Source organism: Lysobacter sp. BMK333-48F3, assembly GCF_019733395.1.
In the GTDB taxonomy this organism is placed as follows: Bacteria; Pseudomonadota; Gammaproteobacteria; order Xanthomonadales; family Xanthomonadaceae; genus Lysobacter.
Map to the genome: position 1 here is coordinate 703381 of NZ_JAIHOO010000001.1, position 18103 is coordinate 721483.

Here is an 18103-nt window from a genome sequence, read left to right on the forward strand (position 1 = left end):
CGGATGGCGCTCGCCCAAGGGTCGGTACCCGGCGCCAAACGATCCCATCCTCCCGCGCGCCCTACCAACTGCCCCGCTGCACAGTCGTTCTGCGCCTGAGTACCCGGCTGGTCGTAGGTGGTGAAATCGGTCAATGACGCATCGTTAGTCACGGTAGCCGTAACGCCGTTGCTGCTGATCGACGCGCAACGGACGTCGTAGTTCGTCGTCATGCCGTCGGCGCTGTTCGGAGCCGCGAAAGCGCGATCCGTATGCTGTCCGCCGACGACGAACTTGTTCGCGGCGCAGTTGTGGATGGTCGTGCCGGTACGCGCGACGCCTATGATCCCCGATCCGTCCGTCGCGACATTGCCGATGCCGATGCCCTGCTGCGCGACCGCCCCGCCGCTGGCCAGCCCCAAGCAAAGCAGCAAAGGCGCGCTCGTGTACTTTTTCATACCGGTCCCCTTCATTCGATGGCCGCTTTCGCCTACCTATGGCCATCAGTTCGTAACGCACGACAAAGTCACGGTGATCGACGATCCGTTGGCCAACGTGCCCAAGGGAACGCCGGCTTCCAATTGCGCCAAGGTCAATCCGGCCGGGCAGGCCGCGCCGGTACAGGTCGGCGGCGCGGTGCAGCTGAGGCTTTGACGGCTTCCCGGCGGGTCGGTGAGGATCGCGCCGGCCACCGCATCGGGGCCGTTGTTGGTGACCACGATGGTGTAGGTCGTGCTCGCGCCTCGGGTCAGGGTGTCGCCGGCCTGATCGTTCGGCCCCGAACCGGGCGTATTGGTCTTGCTGATCGACAGGTCGGCGATCGGATTACGGGTGTTGCTGAAGGTGCAGGTCAGGTCGTCGCCGGCCGCGGCGGTGAGGCTGAAGCTCGCGCCGCTGCCGCTAGGCGTCTGGCCGCCCGCCAGAGCGTTGGCGCAGGCATAGGCAGCAACGTAATTGGCGAGATTGGCGCCTGCAGCGCCGGCTTCGGCGAAGCTGTAGACCGCGCCGATCGCCCCGGAACCCAAGGTCGCCACGCCGGTCGCGGTGCTGCCGCTGCCGGCGGTAGTGACGGTCGCCGGACCGCCGCTGCCGGCGATGCTCAGATCGAACTGGTCCGTCGCCACGAAGCGGCCCAACGGCAACGCTTTCTGCAGACGCAGGATCGGCTGTCGGCCATTGGTGTAGGTGCAGGTCACCGTTTCGCCCGAGTCGATGTCGATCGTCGCCAGCCTATTGGCCAGATCGACGGCGGTTCCGTTGTCGGGATCGGTGCAGCTCAACGCGGTCAAGCTCCAGCCGACGGTAACCGCCTCTGTCACCGTATAGCTGCCCGGCTCCAGTCCGGTGAAAGTACGGGTGTTCGACAGAGTGCCGTCGGCATCGTCGTCCAGGCTGAAGGCGCTCAGGCCGGTGCCGGCGGTGGTGAAAGCGAAGTCCTGGGCGTCGTTGGGCACCGCATCTTTGACGATCACCACAGTGCCAGCCGGCGTATCGTTGTCGGTGGCGCTGTTGTTGCCGGGCGTGGCATCGCTGGTTCCGGCCCCCGCCGCGACATTGGCGACATTGCTCAGCGCGCCGCTCGCACCGGCAGCGATGGTCCCGGTCACGGTGAAGGTAACGCTGCTGGAGGTGTTGCTGCTGTAAGGCAGCGACGGAATCACGATGCCGCTGCCCTGCATCAGCGCCACAGTCGTGTTGGCCACGCTCGGGCAGACGCCGCCGCCGGTCGTGCCGCCGCAGGTCACCGAACTCACCGTGAAGTTGGCGATCGCCGGATCGGTGAAAACCGCATTGGCGGCCCCGAACGGGCCGGCGTTGGTGACCACGACGGTGTAGGTCCGCGCCGTGCCCGGGGTATAGCTGTCGCTGGCCAGATCGTTCGGTCCGGAGGCCGGAGTATTGGTCTTGGTGATCTGCAGGTCGGCGCCGAAGGTGATGTTGGCGGTGGGGCAGTTGGAACCGTCGTTCGCTTGCGACCCCGGCGCACCGCTGATCAGGGTAGCGGCGCCCGTGATCAGATCGAACTTGTAGAACCCGTTTGGCGGATTGTTGCCCGAGCCGTACAGGCCGTTCGGTGCGCCGTAGATCGCGCCGAAGAAGCCGGCCGGCAGCCCGTTCGGCGCGCCGATGTTGGTCACCGCGCCGGTGGCGGGGTTGACCGACACCAGTTGGCCGCCGTTGGTAACGCCGTAGAGCAAGCCGCCGACCCAAGCCCAGTCGGCGATGTTGATCGCTGCGCTCAAGGCGACGGGCGTCGCGGTCAACGTGGTCACGTTGATCGCGTACATGGCCGTGCCCGCAGCCGTATTGTCCTTGACGTAAAGAATACTGCCGGCGGTGCCGAATGCGCCGGTGATATAGACCGCCGAGGGCAAGCCGGTCACCGCGCCTACGGGCTGGGCGGAGCCGTCCGCTCCGATCCGTACCAAGGTATTGCCGGCCGGATTGGTGATCAGACCATACTGGTAATTGTCTGTGGTGTTGTAGCCGACCGCATTGTAGGTGGAGCTTGCGATGCCGATCGGATTGAACGTCAACGGATTGGCGTTGGTGTCGATCTGGTACAGCGTGGTCGGCGTGGTGCCGTTGGGCGCCTGTTCCAGCCACAGCCGCGAGTCGCAGGTGCCAAAACTGGGTTGGGCGATCACGGTCAGGCTGGCATTGGGCGCGAGCACGAGGTTGCCGATGGTGCTGCTGGCGTTGCTTGCGGTATTGGTATAAGTACCGCCTGCCGAGGCGGTGACGCTAACGGTCAGAGTGCAGCTGGCATTGACCGGCACCGTGAACCCGCTGATGCGGACGCCGGTATCGCCGGCGCCGAGCGTTCCGCCGCCGGCATCCTGGAACACCGCGCCGGCGCAGGTGCCGGAGACGGTCGCATTGGCGATGGTCAGGCCGGCGGGGAAGGTATCGGTGAAGTCCAACGGGCTCAGCGCGGTGGCGGTAGCGGCATTGGTGCCGTTGGTCGCGTTGGTGTTGTCGATGGTGAAGGTCAGCGTGGTGGTATTGCCCGACAGGATCGAGGCCGCGCCGAAGGCCTTGGTAAGCCGGGCGAGTTGGAACGACACCGACCAGGCCCAGCCGTCGCTGAAATTGGTCGCCAAGGTTCCCGGCGTCGCGTTGACCGCGCTCCAGTTCTGGACCGGACCGCCGCCGAAGCGAAAGCTTCCGCAGGCGCCGTTCGGGTTGGTGACGTTGTCGTTGGCCTCGCAACCGGTATTGATCGCCTGTTGAACGGTCGAATTGAAGGTCGTTGGCAGTGTCGCCCCGGTGACCTCCATTTCGTTGTTCTTGGCCATCTGTACCGGCGTAATGGCTCCGCCGGTGGTCGTGGTTCCGGATACCAGGTAGTTGGAGGAATCCAGGTTGACCAGGTGCAGGATCGGCGCGATGACCGGCTTATTGAAACTGAAGGCGTGTCCAACCGAAGTCGCGACCGGCGGAGTTCCGATGATGCATTGGGCGACCGATACGCTGCCCGCGGGCGGGTCGGGATCCAAGAAGGCGAGCACATTCGTCCCGGACAGGATCCCAGCGGCAGACGCATACGTTCCGCCGCACGACACTGGGGTGTTGGCCGTTGCCGTCTTGGTGTAAGTCGCGGTCACCCCGTTGCCGAAGGTCAGCGACATCGCATCGCCGTTGTTCGTGGTGCTCCCCGTGGCTGTGGTCATCCACTGATCGGCCGACGCATCGGGGGCGAACCCGACGGCGGCGACCAGAATCAAAATCGTCAGGCCATGGCTACGCCCGCGCCGCCCCACCGTCGTCAGGACCCGAGCTTTCATCGATGTCACCTCAAAAGAAGCAGAACCACCTCGATCTCGCATTGGCCGAGGCTTTAGTGTCCGGCTATGCGCAGAACCGCCGCTTCAGCGCATGTCGGCTATATCTTGCGAAACTCGCCGCGCCGCTCCCTGCGCATCAGTTCACCACGCACGTCAGCGTCACGGTAATGGAAGCGCCGTTGGCCATCGCGCCCAAGGACGCCCCGGTTTCCAACTGCGCCAAGCTCAGCCCGGCCGGGCAGGCGCTGCCGGTGCAGGTCGGCGGCGCAGCGCAGGTCAGACCGGCCCGGCCGGCCGATGTATCGCGAAGGACCGCGCCGGTCACCGTGTCCGGTCCGTTGTTGGTCACCATGATCGTGTAGGTCGTATTCGCGCCGCGCACCACCGTATCGCCGGACTGATCGTTGGGCTGCGTGGCCGGCGTGCTCGAGTTGGTCTTGGTGATGGTCAGATCGGAAATCGGGTTGCGGGTATTGGTGAAGGTACAAGTCAGATCGTCGCCAGCTACGGCGGTCACGGCGAACGTGGTGCCGCTGCCGCTTGGCGCCTGGCCTCCAGCGAGCGCATTGGTGCAGGCATAGGCGGTGAGGTAGTTGGCCAGGTTCGCGCCGGCGGCCGCGGTCTCGGCGAAGGCATAGCTGGCGCCAACAGCCCCCGGATTCAGTGTCGCGACGTCGCCAGGCGCATTGCTGCTGCCGGTGGTCGTGGCGCCGGCGGGTCCGCCGCTGCCGACGATGCTCAGGGCGAACTGGTCGGTGCCGACGAATCGTCCCAGGGGCAGCGACTTCTGCAAACGCAGGATCGGCAGCTTGCGCAGGCCGAAATTGAAGCCGGTGACGGTCGAAGTCGGCGTGTCGGTACGGATCACGTTCTCGATGCCGTCGGTGGGATTGGTGCCGCGCGAGCCGTAGGTGGCCGGCGGCGTTTCCGAAACCAGCTGATAGCCGGCAGGAAAGCTGGCGCCGGCGAGCGTGCTGCCGATCGCCGGCAGGGTCGCGCTCAGTATCAGACGCTGGCCCACGTCGGCCGAAGACCATAACGCCGCCGGCAGGACGAAGTCGCCGCTGGCGTTGATCGCGGCGGCGTCGACGACCTTGCCGCTGACGCCCACCGAAGCGACGTAGTACGGCTGCGGAAACGCCGCTTCGCCGGCGTCCTGGATCCCGTTGGCGTTGTTGTCGAGATAGACGCGCCCCTGCAGATTGGCGTCGGCACGCTCTACCAGAAGATCGTCGATGACGAGATCGTTGCCGCTGGTGGTCACGCCGGGCGGGGCGGAGTTGTAGAAGTTGAAGTACAGGGTCGGCGACGTATAGTTGAGCGGCAAGGTGAATTGCGCCGTGCGCTGCACCCAGGGCAGATTGTTCTGGTCGTTGACCGCTCGCGGCAGCACGCCCTCGGGCGAAGCGACGGTGTCCTGGGCGTACTGCGTGCCGGCGCCGGAGCTGCTGTCGCGTACCGAGAAACGGATGTAGCCGTCGAAATAAGCCGCCCCGGCGTTGTAGCGGATCGCGTTCGCCGCCCAGTAGCGGGCGCGATAGGTCGCACCGGGAATATCCGCGGTCGAAGTTCCGTAGATGTAATAGGACCCGTTGGTCTCGCCGGTCCGGCTCGGATTGGCGTTGAACAAGGCCATGTAGCCGGTGCCGCTGGTGTGGTCGCCGGCGTGCTGCCATTGATTCGGGCCGCCGCCGAAATCGTCGACGAAATCGGGGTTTTTGGTTACCGCGTACTCGCCGTCGGACACTGGGGTAACGGTCCTGACCGTGTAGTCGGTGGTGCCCGGCGCAAGCTGCGCGGCGGGGTTCGTCGATACGTCCTCGGTGCCGGTACCGAAATCCTCCTGCAGGATCGGCGTCCAGATCTGCGCCCCCGCGTCGCTTGCGGCGAAAAACGCCGCGCCGACGGCGATCGCAAGCGCACGAGTTCGTATTGCCGACATCACTTCCCTCCAGCGTCTTCCGATTGTGTTTTCACAATCCATTGCTGCAAAAACGACGGGCAGCTACAAGAGCCGCCCGCCGATCGGTCCTGATGGCTCGTTCCGCCGCCGATCGCGGCGGCCGCGCGGCCATCGCCGCGACCTGCGTCCTCAGTACGTCCCCAGCAGGTTCAAGAACCAGCCCTTGTGGTCGTAATCGAAGTTGGTCATGTCGTCGCTGAACTCGGTGAAGTTGTAGCCGACGCCAACGCGGAAGTTGCGGCCGATGTCGCGGTCGACGCCGACCAGGAAGCCGCGGCGGGTGCCGCCGTCCTTGACGTCGAGCCAGCGGTACTCGGCCAGCGCGTGCCAGGTTTCGGCGAACTCGTAGCGGGTCTGCACCGCAGCGAAGGTGGTCGCCGAGTCCGCCCACTGCCCGGTCAGGCGGCCGTAGCGCACCTCGCCTTCGCGGCGCGCCAGCTTGCCGGCGAACTCCCAGTGATGGTTCGGGTTGTAGATGCCTTCCAGCGACAGCACCTGGGTCTTCTGGTCGTAGAAGGCGACGTTGTCGCCGACCTGCGGCAGCGCCGACACGTCGTACAGATACGTGTACTTGCCGAGCAGGGCGTACTTGGTCGTGTTCCACGGCCGCCAGGCGAAGCCGACGTTGCCTTCGATGAACTTGGCCCCGGCCTGCGCGTTCAGATCGTCGGTGGTCTTGGAGTAGTTGAAGCGGCCGGCGACGCGGAAGCTCTCGTTGAACTTGTGGGTGATGTGGTTGGTCGTCACCCACTGCTCGCGCTGTTCGGCGCCGCGGTCCTCGCGCCACTCCAGCTTGCTCTGCCACTGGGTGTCGTTGGAGGTGTGGCCGCCGCTGACGCTGACCGCGCGCCGGTCGACTTCGCCGATCGCCTTGTCCAGGGTCGCGCTCTGCAGGGTGAAGCCGATGTTCCAACCCTGGCTGGGATAGAAGTCCATGCCGAAGGTATGCGCCAGGCCCGACTCGTTCGGCGCCTTGAGGAACTGGCTTTCGTTGAACATGTTGACCTGGTTCGACAGGCGCCAGCGCTGGCCCAGGGTCCAACCCGAGTTCAGGCGGTTGTTGAACAGCGGGTCGTAGTCGGTGCGGTCGGTCGAATAGGTGTAGCTGCCGTAGATCGTGTGGTCGGGCTGGATCCGGTACTCGGCGTTGACCTGGGCCGCGTCGCCGCGGTCGCCGGTGGTCAGCTCGGCGCCGACGCTGGACAGATTGCCGAACACGTACTTGCCGCCGAGGGTGAAGGCGTCGTTGTCGCGGTAGCGGCCGCCGTCGTCGTCCAGGGTCACCTGGGCGGTGCCGTACAGGTCGAAGCTGCTGCCGAAGCGGTGCTTGTACTGCAGCGCGCCGAGCACGCCGGCGGCGTCCAGGCCGTTGCGGTCTTCCTCGACCCGGCGGATTTCCGCCGCCCAGGTGGTGGCGTCGGTGATGCGCCATTCGCCGGTCAGCTGGGCCTGGGTCAGGGCATCCTCGCCGCGGGTCGCGCGGCTGTAGCGGCCGTAGATGTTGAAGGTCGGGCTGAACTGACCCAGCACCTCGAAACCGCGTTCCTCGACCTTCTGGCCGATGTCGTAGCGCGAAATCGAGTAGCCGGCATCGACCTGGCGCCACCAGGCGCCGGCCGACCAGTCCAGCTGGGTCCAGCCCAGTTCCTTGAAGTTGGCCCGCGCCTCGACCGAGCTGGCGCTGCCCTCGCGGGCGCCCAGGCCGGAGTTGATCTCGCTGAAGCTCAGGCCGCCGTTGTCGGAGTAGAAGATCGGCGCGCTGGTGGCTTCGGTCTTGCTGTGCTCGAGCTTGAGGTAGGTGCCGCGGCCGGCCTGCAGGGTCAGGTCGGCGCCCTTGAGGGTGTAATCCTCGCCGGCGCGGTTCTCGTCGATGTAGGTGCCGCCCAGGGCGAGGTGATCGCCGAACCAATGCTTGCCGCGGAAACCCGCGGTGACCGAGTCGGCGTCGAAGCCGTTGGGCACGAATTCGTAGTCGACCAGCAGCACCTGGCTGTAGCCGTCTAGGGGCGCGTCGCGGGTCAGGGTCGGGATGTTCTCGCGGGTCACCTGGGCCAGCGGACGGGTCAGCAGCAGGCGGCCCTGCATCTCGTCGATCTCGTAGTCGGCGCCGCGGATCAGGTCGATGCGGTTCTCGACCCGGCCGGTGGTGGCGTCGCGCACTTCCAGCACGACCTTGTCCGACCCCGGCAGCACGTCGGTGTGCTTGAGGTAGTACAGGCTGCCGCCGGTGCCGAGGAATTCGCTATGGCCGGGCGCGGTCTGCGCTTCCGAGCCGAACAGGCGCAGTTCGCTGCCGGGCTCGCCGAGCGCGGTGCTGCGGCGGCTGCGCCAGTTCAGCGCGGCGCCGTACAGCGAACGGCTGTACTGGCCGTACTCGGTGCCGGTGATGCCGGTGTCGTAGTTGCCCCACAGCGCCTGGCTCTTGTCCCAGTCGACCCGGACGTACAGCCGGCCCATGGTGTCGACGTCGCGATACGTCGTCGAATCGTCGCCGTAGACCGGGTAGTACAGATCCGGGTCGAGGCGGCGGAAGATGTTCTGCGGGTCGGCCTTCCAGAAGCCGTTGAACAGCTGCTCGACCTCGCGCTCGCGGGTGTCGGCCTGGGCGGTGACCAGGTACTTGCCCTTGATCTTGCCCTTCAGATAGAAGGCCAGGCGGCCGTCGACCACCAGGTCCTTGTCGAAATGCTCGTCGCCGGCCAGCGGCTCGATCGAGCCGGAGGTGCTGCCCTTGGAGGCGGTCAGGTCGGCGATCGCGACCGCGAACATGTAGCGGCCGCTGACGTCGAGGTCGAGCGTGTGCTTGATCTCGCCGCCCTCGCCCTTCATCACCAAGTCGTACTGATGGCGGCCGACCGGCTCCAGGTACTCGGCGACCAGCTTGCGTTCCAGGTCGACCGGGAAGCTGCGGCCGTTGATGGTGACCGCGTAGTTCTCGGGGATATTGCGGCCCTGGATGCGGATGCGCGAACCGTAGATGCCGATGTTCTGCTGGCGCAGGGTGCTGCTGCCGAAAGTCGATTCGGTCAGGCTGCGGCGCTGCGCCTCTTCGATGCCCAGCGAGGTGCCGTCCTTGCGCTCCATCGCGTTGCGCAGGGTCTGCAGGCCGCGTTCGGCCTCTTCCGGACGCACCAGTTGCATGCGCTGCGGGAAGGTTTCGTCGACGCTGCCGTCGGCGCCGTAGGCGCGCACCAGGTACAGCAGCTCGTCGCCGGCGCGGGCGGCGTAGCCGGCCGGCAGGCTGCCGTCCCATTCGACGTCGCTGACCGCGCCCACCGGCAGTTCGACCTTGGCCAGCGGATCGACCAGATCGGTGTCGGTGGCGCGGTAGATCAGCACTTCGGCGCGCTGGATGAACGACGAGTAGTTGTTGTAGGCGTAGAAGCGCACCGGCTTAAGAATCCGGGTGCCGTCGAACGAGACCAGGCTGGTCGCGCTGATGTTCATCTCCGGCCGGCCGAGGGTGGGATCTTCGGTCGCCCAGATCACCCCGCCGTTGGGCAGGCTGACCGACCACTTGCCGATCGCCACCGCCTTGCCCGGCTGCTCCATCGCCACCGAGACCCGGCGGTCGGGCTGCAGCGCCTCGGACGAGGACTGCTTGCCCGTGCCTTCGGTCACCGGCTTGCTGTAGCTGCGCGTGCGCAGCTTGAACAGCAGGCCGTCCTCGCCGCTGCATCCGTCTTCGGTGCACTTTCCGGCATCGACGTAGCCGGCCTCGGCCTTGGCTTGCGTGTGTCCGGAGTCCTGTGCGGCTGCGAGCGGAGCTGCGCCCGCGAGCAGGCCGATCAGGGTGTAGTCCAGCAGCTTCATCTTCATGTTCGTCTTCATGATCCAGCCCCCTCAGTTCCGCTTCGCGCCGACAGGAGCTGTCGGATCGTTACTGGACTCGACCCGCACCTTGGCGCGAACCTCGGGGCTGAGCCGCTGAGCCAATGCCTCGTAGACCGCCTTGGCGCGTCGCATGCCGAGCGCGGTGTTGTACTCGTAGGACGCACGCACGTCGGTGTGGCCGACGATGGCGATGACGCCGCCCTGCATGCTTTCCAGGGCCTTGGCGACCTTGTCCAGCAGCGGTTCGAACTGCGGCTTGATGGTCGACTGGTCGGTGTCGAACAACACCGTGCCGAGCAATGCGCCGCCCTCGCCCAGGCCGACGATCAGCGAATCCGGATCGTCGGCGTTGCCGCGCACGCTGACCTTCAGCGCTTGCGCCACGTCGGCCGGCAGTTGCTTGACCAACGCGTCCTTGACCGCGCTGGCGCGGTCGAAGGCCAGCGACTGCGTATCGCCGTTGGCGACGATCACCACTTCGCCGCCGCGGTGGCGCTTGACCTGCTCGGCCATCTTCTCGACCGCCGGCAGGTACTGCGTCCGCACTTCGGCGCTGCCCGGGGTGAAGAAGACTTCGCCCAGTTCCATCTCGACCTGCTCCTGGCCGCCTTCGATCAGTCCGGCCGGCAGCTTGACGCCCCAGTCGAAGCGGACCGGCAGGCCCGGAGTGACGCGACGGACCAGCGGGTTGTCGGTGGTGAACACGCTGCCCGGCGGCAGGGTCGAGGGATCGACCTTGAGGATGAAGTTGCGACCGCGCTCCAGGGTGCCGACATCGACGCCCTCGAGGTGGTAACGGCCGAACTGGTCGGTTTCCATCAACAAGCCTTCCACCGAGGCGATGCGCACGCCCGGGATGCCGCGTTCGTCCACGCCGGCATTGCTGACGACGTAGTCGACCACGTAACCGCCCTCGCCCTGGCTGACCCGACGTTCGACCGTCGGCGCCGCGCCGGTGAGGTTCTTGGCCGCATCGCCGCTGCGCTCGATCCGGGTGGTTCCGGCCGCATCCATCCGCACGGTCACGCCCTGCTTGGTGGTCAGCTTGAACTCGTCGTTGAAGCTCAACGCGTTCAGGCGCTGACGGATCACCACGCTGTGGGCCGAGACCGGATCGGCGTCGGACTGCCGACCGGCGATGCTGCCCAGGGCGATGCCATGCAGCATCGGCGAGCTCGCATCCGGCTCGGGCTTGGGACCGGCGCCGCGATCGACCGTGGTCGAATTCGCCACGTAGGCCTCGGCCGCGAAGCCGCCCTGGATCCGCACGTCGTCCATCGCCGCGCTGTCCTGCCAGCCGTCGCCGTCGCGATCGTCGAACACCGTGCCCACGATCAGCGACTCGTCGAGCAGCGGATCGGCGATCAGCTGGACCTCGGCGGTGGCGACGTTCGAGACCACCTTGCCGTTGTCGCGCATCAACGCATGGTTGGCGTGGATGCCCGGCCGCACGCCGGCGCCGACCCGCAGCAGGTAGGCGAACGTCGCCCGCTCGCCGGCGGCGATGTCGACCTGGTCGACCTGGATCGGATAGGTACCGACCAGGCGGCCCGCGCCGTCGCGATCGGCCACGCTCAGCGAACCATCGACGAAGCTGAAGCCGGCCGGCGGCGTATCGACCAGGGTCGCGTCGATCGCGTCGACGGTGCCGGTGTTCTCGACCGTGACCGTGTAGCGGACCAGGTCGCCGATCTTCACGTCGCGCGGCGAAGCCTGCTTGATCACCCGCAGGGTCGGCGGCGGCGCCACCGTGGTGCTGGTGGTGCAGCTGCCCTGGCAAGTCGGGTTGTCCGTGCCGGTGCCGACGACGGTGTTGTTCACCGTCTCAGCCGCCTGCGCGTTGACCCGCGCGGTGTAGGTCACCGTGTAGTTGCCCGGCACCGTGCCCGCCGGCAGCGTGCACACCAGCGGGTTGGCCGCGTTGCAGGTGTAGCCGGCCGAGCCGGTCACCGCGACGAAGTCCAGGCCCGTGCCCAGGGTGTCGGTCAGGGTCAGGGCATTGCGCGTCGGCGCGTTGCCCACGGTGGTGGTCAGCGTGTAGGTGATCGTGTCGCCTTCCGCCACCGGACCCTGGGTGCTAGCGGTCTTGTTGTAGGTCACCACCGGCGGCGCGACTTCGGTCACCGTGGCGCAACCGGCGGTCGAGCAGCTCGGCGCGTCGGTACCGGTACCGACCACCGCATTGTTGACCGTGCCGCCCGCCTGGCCGTTGACCCGCGCGGTGTAGCTCATGGCGTAGCTGCCCGGCACCGTACCGGCCGGCAGCGTGCACACCAGCGGATTGGCCGCATTACAGGTGAACGGACCGGCGTTGGTCACGGCGACGAAGTCCAGACCCGAACCCATGGTGTCGGTCAACGTGGTCACGTCGGTGGTCTGCGCGTTGCTGATCGTCACCGTCAAGGTGTAGGTCAGGGTGTCGCCGACCACGACCGGACCGGTGGTGCTCACCGTCTTCTCGTAGGTCACCGCGGGCGTGGCCACCGGGGTGGTGGTGCCGCAGTTGCTGGTGCAGCCCGGGTTGTCCGTGCCGCTGCCGACCACCGCGTTGGTGACCGAGCCGCTGGCCTGGTTGTTGACCGTCGCGGTGTAGCTGACCGAGTAAGTGCCCGGGACCGTACCGGCCGGCAGCGTGCACACCAGCGGGTTGGCGCTGTTGCAGCTGTACTGACCGGCGCTGGTCACCGCGCCGAAGGTCAGGCCGGTGCCGAGGGTGTCGGTCAGGGTGACGGCATCCAAGGTCTTGCCGCCGCTAACCGTCGTCGTCAGCGTGTAGGTGATCGTGTCGCCCACCACCACCGGGCCAGCGGTACTGGCCGTCTTGACATAGCTCACCGAGGCAGGAATCACCGGCGTGGTCACCGTCGTGGTGCAGGCCGGGTCGGTGCTGCCCGCCGGGCAGGCCGGGCTGGTCGACGTCGCGGTGTTGCTGATGCTGCCCGCGGTCACGTCGGCCGCCGTCACCACGTAGGTGCCGGTCAGCACGCAGGTCGCCCCCGGCGCCACCGTGGCGCAGGTGATCGTGCTCGGGGTGATCTTGCTGTCGTTCACCACCACGTTGGTCAGGTTGCCGCTGGCGCTGGTGTTGGTCACGGTGACCGTGTAGGTCAGCGTGTCGCCCAGGCTCACCGTGCCCGAACCGTCTTCGTCGGCATTGCCGGTCAGCGCCTTGGCCAGGGTCTGGCTCAGCGCCGTCACCGGCGTGGTCACCGTCGTGGTGCAGGCCGGATCGGTGCTGCCCGCCGGGCAGGACCGCTCCGGCCTGCACCACGACGGTGACCACGCCGGTGACGGCGCTGAGCCAGACCCTGGCGAAGGCGCTGACCGGCAACGCCGACGAAGACGGTTCGGGCACGGTGAGCCTGGGCGACACGCTGACCTACACGGTCACCGTGACCAACACCAGCGCCAGCGGCAACCTGACCAACGTGGTGGTGAACGACAGCAAGATCACCCCGAGCACGATCACCTGCGCCACGGTGGCGCCGGGGGCGACCTGCGTGCTGACCGGCACCTACGTGGTGACGGCGGCCGACGTGACCGCGGGCAGCATCAGCAACACCGCGACGTCGACCAGCCCGGCCTGCCCGGCGGGCAGCACCGATCCGGCCTGCACCACGACGGTGACCACGCCGGTGACGGCGCTGAGCCAGACCCTGGCCAAGGCGCTGACCGGCAATGCCGACGAAGACGGTTCGGGCACGGTGTCGCTGGGCGACACCGTGCCCGAACCGTCTTCGTCGGCATTGCCGGTCAGCGCCTTGGCCAGGGTCTGGCTCAGCGCCGTCACCGGCGTGGTCACCGTCGTGGTGCAGGCCGGGTCGGTGCTGCCCACCGGGCAGATCGCGCTCGTCGACGTCGCGGTGTTGACGACATTGCCCGCAGTCACGTCGGCTGCGGTCACCGTATAGGTACCGACCAAGGTGCAGGTGCCGCCCGGCGCGACGCTCGCGCACGGCGTCGTGCCGCCGGTCGGAGTGATCTTGCTGTCGCTCACCACCACGTTGTTCAAATTCGTGGTCGTGCTGGTGTTGGTCAAGACGGTGACCGTGTAGGTCACAACGACAGTGGTGGCACGGCGACGATCAACGACTTCCCGCTGACCGCGACCGGTCCGACCACGATCACCGGCGTCAGCGGCACGGCGGCGGTGACCAATGCGCCGGTCAGTGCCGGCGTCTACACCCTGACCGAAGCGTCGGTGGCCGGCTACACCGCCGGTAGCTGGAGCTGCACCGCGGGCACCTTGTCGGGCAACAGCCTGACCCTGGCCAACGGCGTCAGCGCGACTTGTACGATCGTCAACGACGACCAGGCGGCGACGCTGACCCTGGTCAAGACGGTGACCAACGACAACGGCGGCACGGCGACGATCAGCGACTTCCCGCTGACCGCGACCGGCCCGACCACGATCACCGGCGTCAGCGGGACGGCGCTGATCGTCGCCGTGCCGCCGTTGTCGTTGGTCACCGTCTTGACCAGGGTCAGCGTCGCCGCCTGGTCGTCGTTGACGATCGTACAAGTCGCGCTGACGCCGTTGGCCAGGGTCAGGCTGTTGCCCGACAAGGTGCCCGCGGTGCAGCTCCAGCTACCGGCGGTGTAGCCGGCCACCGACGCTTCGGTCAGGGTGTAGACGCCGGCACTGACCGGCGCATTGGTCACCGCCGCCGTGCCGCTGACGCCGGTGATCGTGGTCGGGCCGGTCGCGGTCAGCGGGAAGTCGCTGATCGTCGCCGTGCCGCCGTTGTCGTTGGTCACCGTCTTGACCAGGGTCAGCGTCGCCGCCTGGTCGTCGTTGACGATCGTACAAGTCGCGCTGACGCCGTTGGCCAGGGTCAGGCTGTTGCCCGACAGGGTGCCCGCGGTGCAGCTCCAGCTGCCGGCGGTGTAACCGGCCACGCTGGCTTCGGTCAGGGTGTAGACGCCGGCACTGACCGGCGCATTGGTCACCGCCGCCGTGCCGCTGACGCCGGTGATCGTGGTCGGGCCGGTCGCGGTCAGCGGGAAGTCGCTGATCGTCGCGGTGCCGCCGTTGTCGTTGGTGACCGTCTTGACCAAGGTCAGCATCGGCCTGATCGAGTCGCTGTCGGTCGCGCTATTGCACGGCGGATTGGCGACATTGCAGGTCGGGTCGGTCACGCCGGTCGGCGTCTGCACCGTCGCGGTATTGGAGGCCGTCTGCGCCGCCACGGGTCCGGAGGAGAACAGCAGGGTCGCGACGACCGCTGCCGGCATGATCAGGCGACGGCTCACCGCTGTCGCGAGGGCTTGGAATTTGGCGATCACGCTGTCTACTCCCCGGTTGTCGCCGCGCCCCGAGCTCTGGGACAGGCGACGTGTCACTCAACTGATTCAGAAGGATCCGAAACCGCTCCCCACTCCCCTGCCCGTGCCGGAGGCCGCTCGCGGAGTACCCGCTGCGTCGTTCGGCCCGGTCTGTCGTCCTGCAGCTGCCTGAACAGGCAAATCCGACAAATCGGGAACAAAGGCCGTGGCCATGCAGGCTGCGAACGCAAAAACCGTGCCACCGTTCTCATTTCGGAAAACTGGTGATACCGATATCAGTCTTCCTGACGGCAACTGCCCCAAAGTGTCAGTTCCGTCACAATTCTGGCCAATTTGAGACTCATGTCTCAATTTTGGCCGACCCGTCTCACTGCCGCCCATACGCGAGCGCCGCCCCCTCTCGGGGACGGCCGGCTGCGTGAACGAAGAAATCAGGAACGGGCACTCAGATTCGCCACGAGCCATACCCCTCCCCCCGGGACCCGTATCGCGTTCTTTCCTTGATAGACAGCACGCTCCGCACGGGAAGCGCCTTCGGCTTTCCGAATCGGGCCCGGTCGGACGGGCACGGAGCGATTCGAGCGCTGGTGAGGCCTTTCAGCCTCAAAAATACGATGGAGCGCTCACTTTCCGTGCAACGATCCGCCTCCTGAAGGCCGATTGCCATTGCCGATGAAAAACAGCCTGCGCGCAATGCCGATGTAAAAGGCGACCGCTCGTCGCCTGAATGTCGACTACGTCACTTAACTCAATGAACGGCGAGACAACCTGAAGAATTCATCATTCCAACTGGGGCTCGCCCGCCGCCTGGCCGCTGTTGAGCCTTGATTTCGTTGAGAACTCGCGCCCGAACGTCGGTCCGGACGCCTCCCTTCCCCCTCGCTCGACGGGCGAGGTGCCGGCCGCGGCGCCCCCCGACGGCCCGGCTCGGACACAAAAAAAAGGCGGCCCGAAGGCCGCCCTCGCACACAACGCAGGAAAACCTGCCCCCAAGGGCAGCGGGGTCAGCCGCCGCTCTTGCTGGCGCCGCCGCCGTTGGACTGGACCTTGGCGACGTAAGACTTGTATTCGTCCGGGGTCAGCGAGCCGTTGGCGTCGGCATCGGCCTGGTCGAAGACCTGGCCCAGCGCCGGTACGGCCGAAGCCTCGCTCTTGCTCAGGTTGCCGTCCTTGTCGCCGTCCACATCGGACCAGCTCTTCTTCTGCGGCGCGGCGGCCGGCTGAGCGGCAGCGGCCGTCTCGCTCTGGGCCCCGGTCGCCGGGGACGCCGCATCGCTCGCGGTCGGTGCGGTCTGGGCCATGGCCAGCGGCGCGGACAGCGAAGCGACCACGGCCAGCGCAGCGAGCAGCGACTTGCGGGAATGAAGGGTCATGGAAGTCTCCTTATTGAAAGGGATACGACAAAGGAATGCATTTGAGGGGATGCGGATCGCGCGGCCCTCGGCCGGTGGCGTGGTGTCCGCCGTGGGCGCCTGCCGCACGGGGCCCACCTTGCCGCGACGGTTCTGAACCGATCGGGCGCCGTAACCGTTAAAGCTACGTTGGCTTAACCACAGCCCCGGCGAATGACGTTAGGCCGGCGCGGCTTGTGCCGCGTTGCGGCCGTCAAACCGTGATCTGCGCGCGGCTTTGCCGCATTCGCGGCGTGCGCCGGCGGCTGAACGCAACACAACCTTTACGAACTCGGGCATTCACGCCTGCGCGGCGAGGAACCGCACCTCATGCCGCGCGCACTCGGGCGCGGCCGCCGCCATGCAGTCCAGCGCCTCGCGTTCCAGCGCCGCACGCACCTCGCTCGGCAGGCGCGATGCGAACGGCGCGATCGTCGCCGTCGCCGAATCGCCGCTGCGCTGCAGCTTCCAGGTGCCGGCGACGAAGCCGTCGACCAGAAAGGTCGCCGCGACCAGGCCGTTGCGGGTGAAGATCGCGCCGCGCCGCTGCGCATCGAAGATCCGCGCGCGTTCGGCATGCGCGAGCAGGACGTTGTCGAACTCCGGCAGCAGCCGCGGCGGCGCCGGCAGGGACGGATCCGGACGCGGCGCCTCGGGCAGATCGAACAGCTCGATGCCGGCCTCGTCGCGCCCGCTCCACAGCCGCGGGCGCAGCCGCTCCAGCCGCTCGCGAGTCCCATTCAGGCCGGACCAGACCGCGGCGTCGCGGGCGCTGGCCGGGCCGAAGGCGCCCAGGTAGCGCAGCAACAGGGCATCGGTCGCCTCGTCGCCGCCGTCTTCGTCGATGACCGTGCCGAGCCAGTCCGAGGCCAGGGCGAAACGCGCCGGCGCATGCTCGTCCCAGATTCCCGCCGGCGGTACGTGCACCACCGGCTCGGCGCCGCGCACCAGCAAGGCGAGTTCGCCGGTGTCGTGCCCGGGCCAGCGCGCACGCAGCGCCTCGCCCAGCGCTTTCGCGCTCAACGCGGTGCCGCGCAAGGCGGCGCGCCCGGCCTCGCGCACGCTGGCCAGTTCGAGCCCATTCAGCGCGCGCGCATGGCCGCTTTGCAAAGACAGACGCTGCAGCATCGGCTGCAGCGCCGGGCGCAGCGCGCGGTAGTCGGCGACGCTGACCAGGTGCAAGGTGCCGCGCATCATCGTCGCGCGCACCACGCGCCGCGCCTGCATGGCTTCGCTCAATTGTTCCAGGCGGAACTCGCGCAACCGCGTCCACAGCCCCAGATACGGCGGATTGGGCGCCTGCGCCTGCAAGCCGACCAGGCGCTCGATCATCGCCAGCGGCGATTCGTCGCTGCGCTCGATCAGGCTTTGCCGGGCCAGCAGGGCACGATTGAGCGCGCGTGCATCCAGGCACTGCGCGTCGCGGGACCGGCTTGCGGCACCGGCGCGGCCGCCACGCGTACTCGACGCCATCGGCTCAGCGCCCGCGCGGGCGGCGCCGCGACCGCGTTTCGCGAGCCCCGAGCGAGGCCGTCATGCTTCGTCCTCGGCGTGGACCGTCACCTGCGGTTCGCCGTCCTCGTCCAGATACGCATCGACCACGATCGGCCGGCAGCAGACCTGGCAGTCCTCGATGTAACGCTGGTCGCCGGCCGAGTCGTCGATCAGCAGCACGATCGCTTCGCCGCAGTAGGGGCATTGGACTTCGACGCCGGGCAACATGGCGGATCTCCTGCGGACGGGTCGCGACGGAACGCGGCGAAAGCATGCGACGACCGCCGCGCAGCGTCCAGTGACGAAGCTCACCCGGCCGCGGGCTCCGCCACCGTTCGTCGCCTGCCGCGCCTCGCTCACCCCGCGCT

At 67.4% G+C, this 18103-nt stretch carries 10 protein-coding genes; 2 read left to right on the plus strand and 8 right to left on the minus strand.

All coding sequences use genetic code 11. The annotated features are described in order from the left end of the window. Window positions 1-482: 482 nt before the first annotated feature. The 4 genes from K4L06_RS02845 to K4L06_RS02860 all read right to left on the minus strand — a co-directional run bounded on the left by K4L06_RS02845 (window position 483) and on the right by K4L06_RS02860 (window position 12774). Complete coding sequence (locus K4L06_RS02845; protein ID WP_221669952.1) at window positions 483-3767, minus strand: DUF11 domain-containing protein; 3285 nt, start codon at window positions 3765-3767, stop codon at window positions 483-485. A 136-nt stretch (window positions 3768-3903) separates the two neighbouring features. Beyond that, complete coding sequence (locus K4L06_RS02850; protein WP_221669953.1) at window positions 3904-5709, minus strand: DUF11 domain-containing protein; 1806 nt, start codon at window positions 5707-5709, stop codon at window positions 3904-3906. A 150-nt stretch (window positions 5710-5859) separates the two neighbouring features. Next, complete coding sequence (locus K4L06_RS02855; protein ID WP_221669954.1) at window positions 5860-9561, minus strand: TonB-dependent receptor; 3702 nt, start codon at window positions 9559-9561, stop codon at window positions 5860-5862. 12 nt (window positions 9562-9573) lie between these two features. Beyond that, a complete protein-coding gene (locus K4L06_RS02860; protein ID WP_221669955.1) occupies window positions 9574-12774 on the minus strand; it encodes an isopeptide-forming domain-containing fimbrial protein in 3201 nt (1066 codons plus the stop codon). A gap of 65 nt (window positions 12775-12839) precedes the next feature. Between K4L06_RS02860 and K4L06_RS22490 the strand changes: the two genes are divergently transcribed. Continuing rightward, window positions 12840-13475, plus strand: coding sequence for a hypothetical protein (locus tag K4L06_RS22490; RefSeq protein ID WP_343225720.1), 636 nt, complete (start codon window positions 12840-12842; stop codon window positions 13473-13475). A 12-nt stretch (window positions 13476-13487) separates the two neighbouring features. Beyond that, the gene (locus K4L06_RS22495; protein ID WP_255594961.1) at window positions 13488-13619 is read left to right on the plus strand and encodes a hypothetical protein; all 132 of its coding nucleotides are present in this window, start codon (window positions 13488-13490) and stop codon (window positions 13617-13619) included. A gap of 154 nt (window positions 13620-13773) precedes the next feature. Here K4L06_RS22495 and K4L06_RS02870 read toward each other — a convergent pair whose 3' ends face one another. The 4 genes from K4L06_RS02870 to K4L06_RS02885 form a co-directional block, all read right to left on the minus strand. After that, window positions 13774-14817, minus strand: a complete 1044-nt coding sequence (locus tag K4L06_RS02870) for a hypothetical protein (protein WP_221669956.1) — start codon at window positions 14815-14817, stop codon at window positions 13774-13776. A 1037-nt stretch (window positions 14818-15854) separates the two neighbouring features. Beyond that, window positions 15855-16223 (minus strand): EF-hand domain-containing protein, encoded by a 369-nt coding sequence (locus K4L06_RS02875; protein WP_221669957.1) that lies wholly within the window; start codon window positions 16221-16223, stop codon window positions 15855-15857. Between the two features lie 318 nt (window positions 16224-16541). Further along, complete coding sequence (locus K4L06_RS02880; protein ID WP_221669958.1) at window positions 16542-17714, minus strand: winged helix DNA-binding domain-containing protein; 1173 nt, start codon at window positions 17712-17714, stop codon at window positions 16542-16544. A 60-nt stretch (window positions 17715-17774) separates the two neighbouring features. Then, window positions 17775-17963: a CPXCG motif-containing cysteine-rich protein gene (locus K4L06_RS02885; RefSeq protein WP_221669959.1), complete on the minus strand. Its 189-nt coding sequence runs from the start codon at window positions 17961-17963 to the stop codon at window positions 17775-17777. Between the last annotated feature and the right edge of the window lie 140 nt (window positions 17964-18103).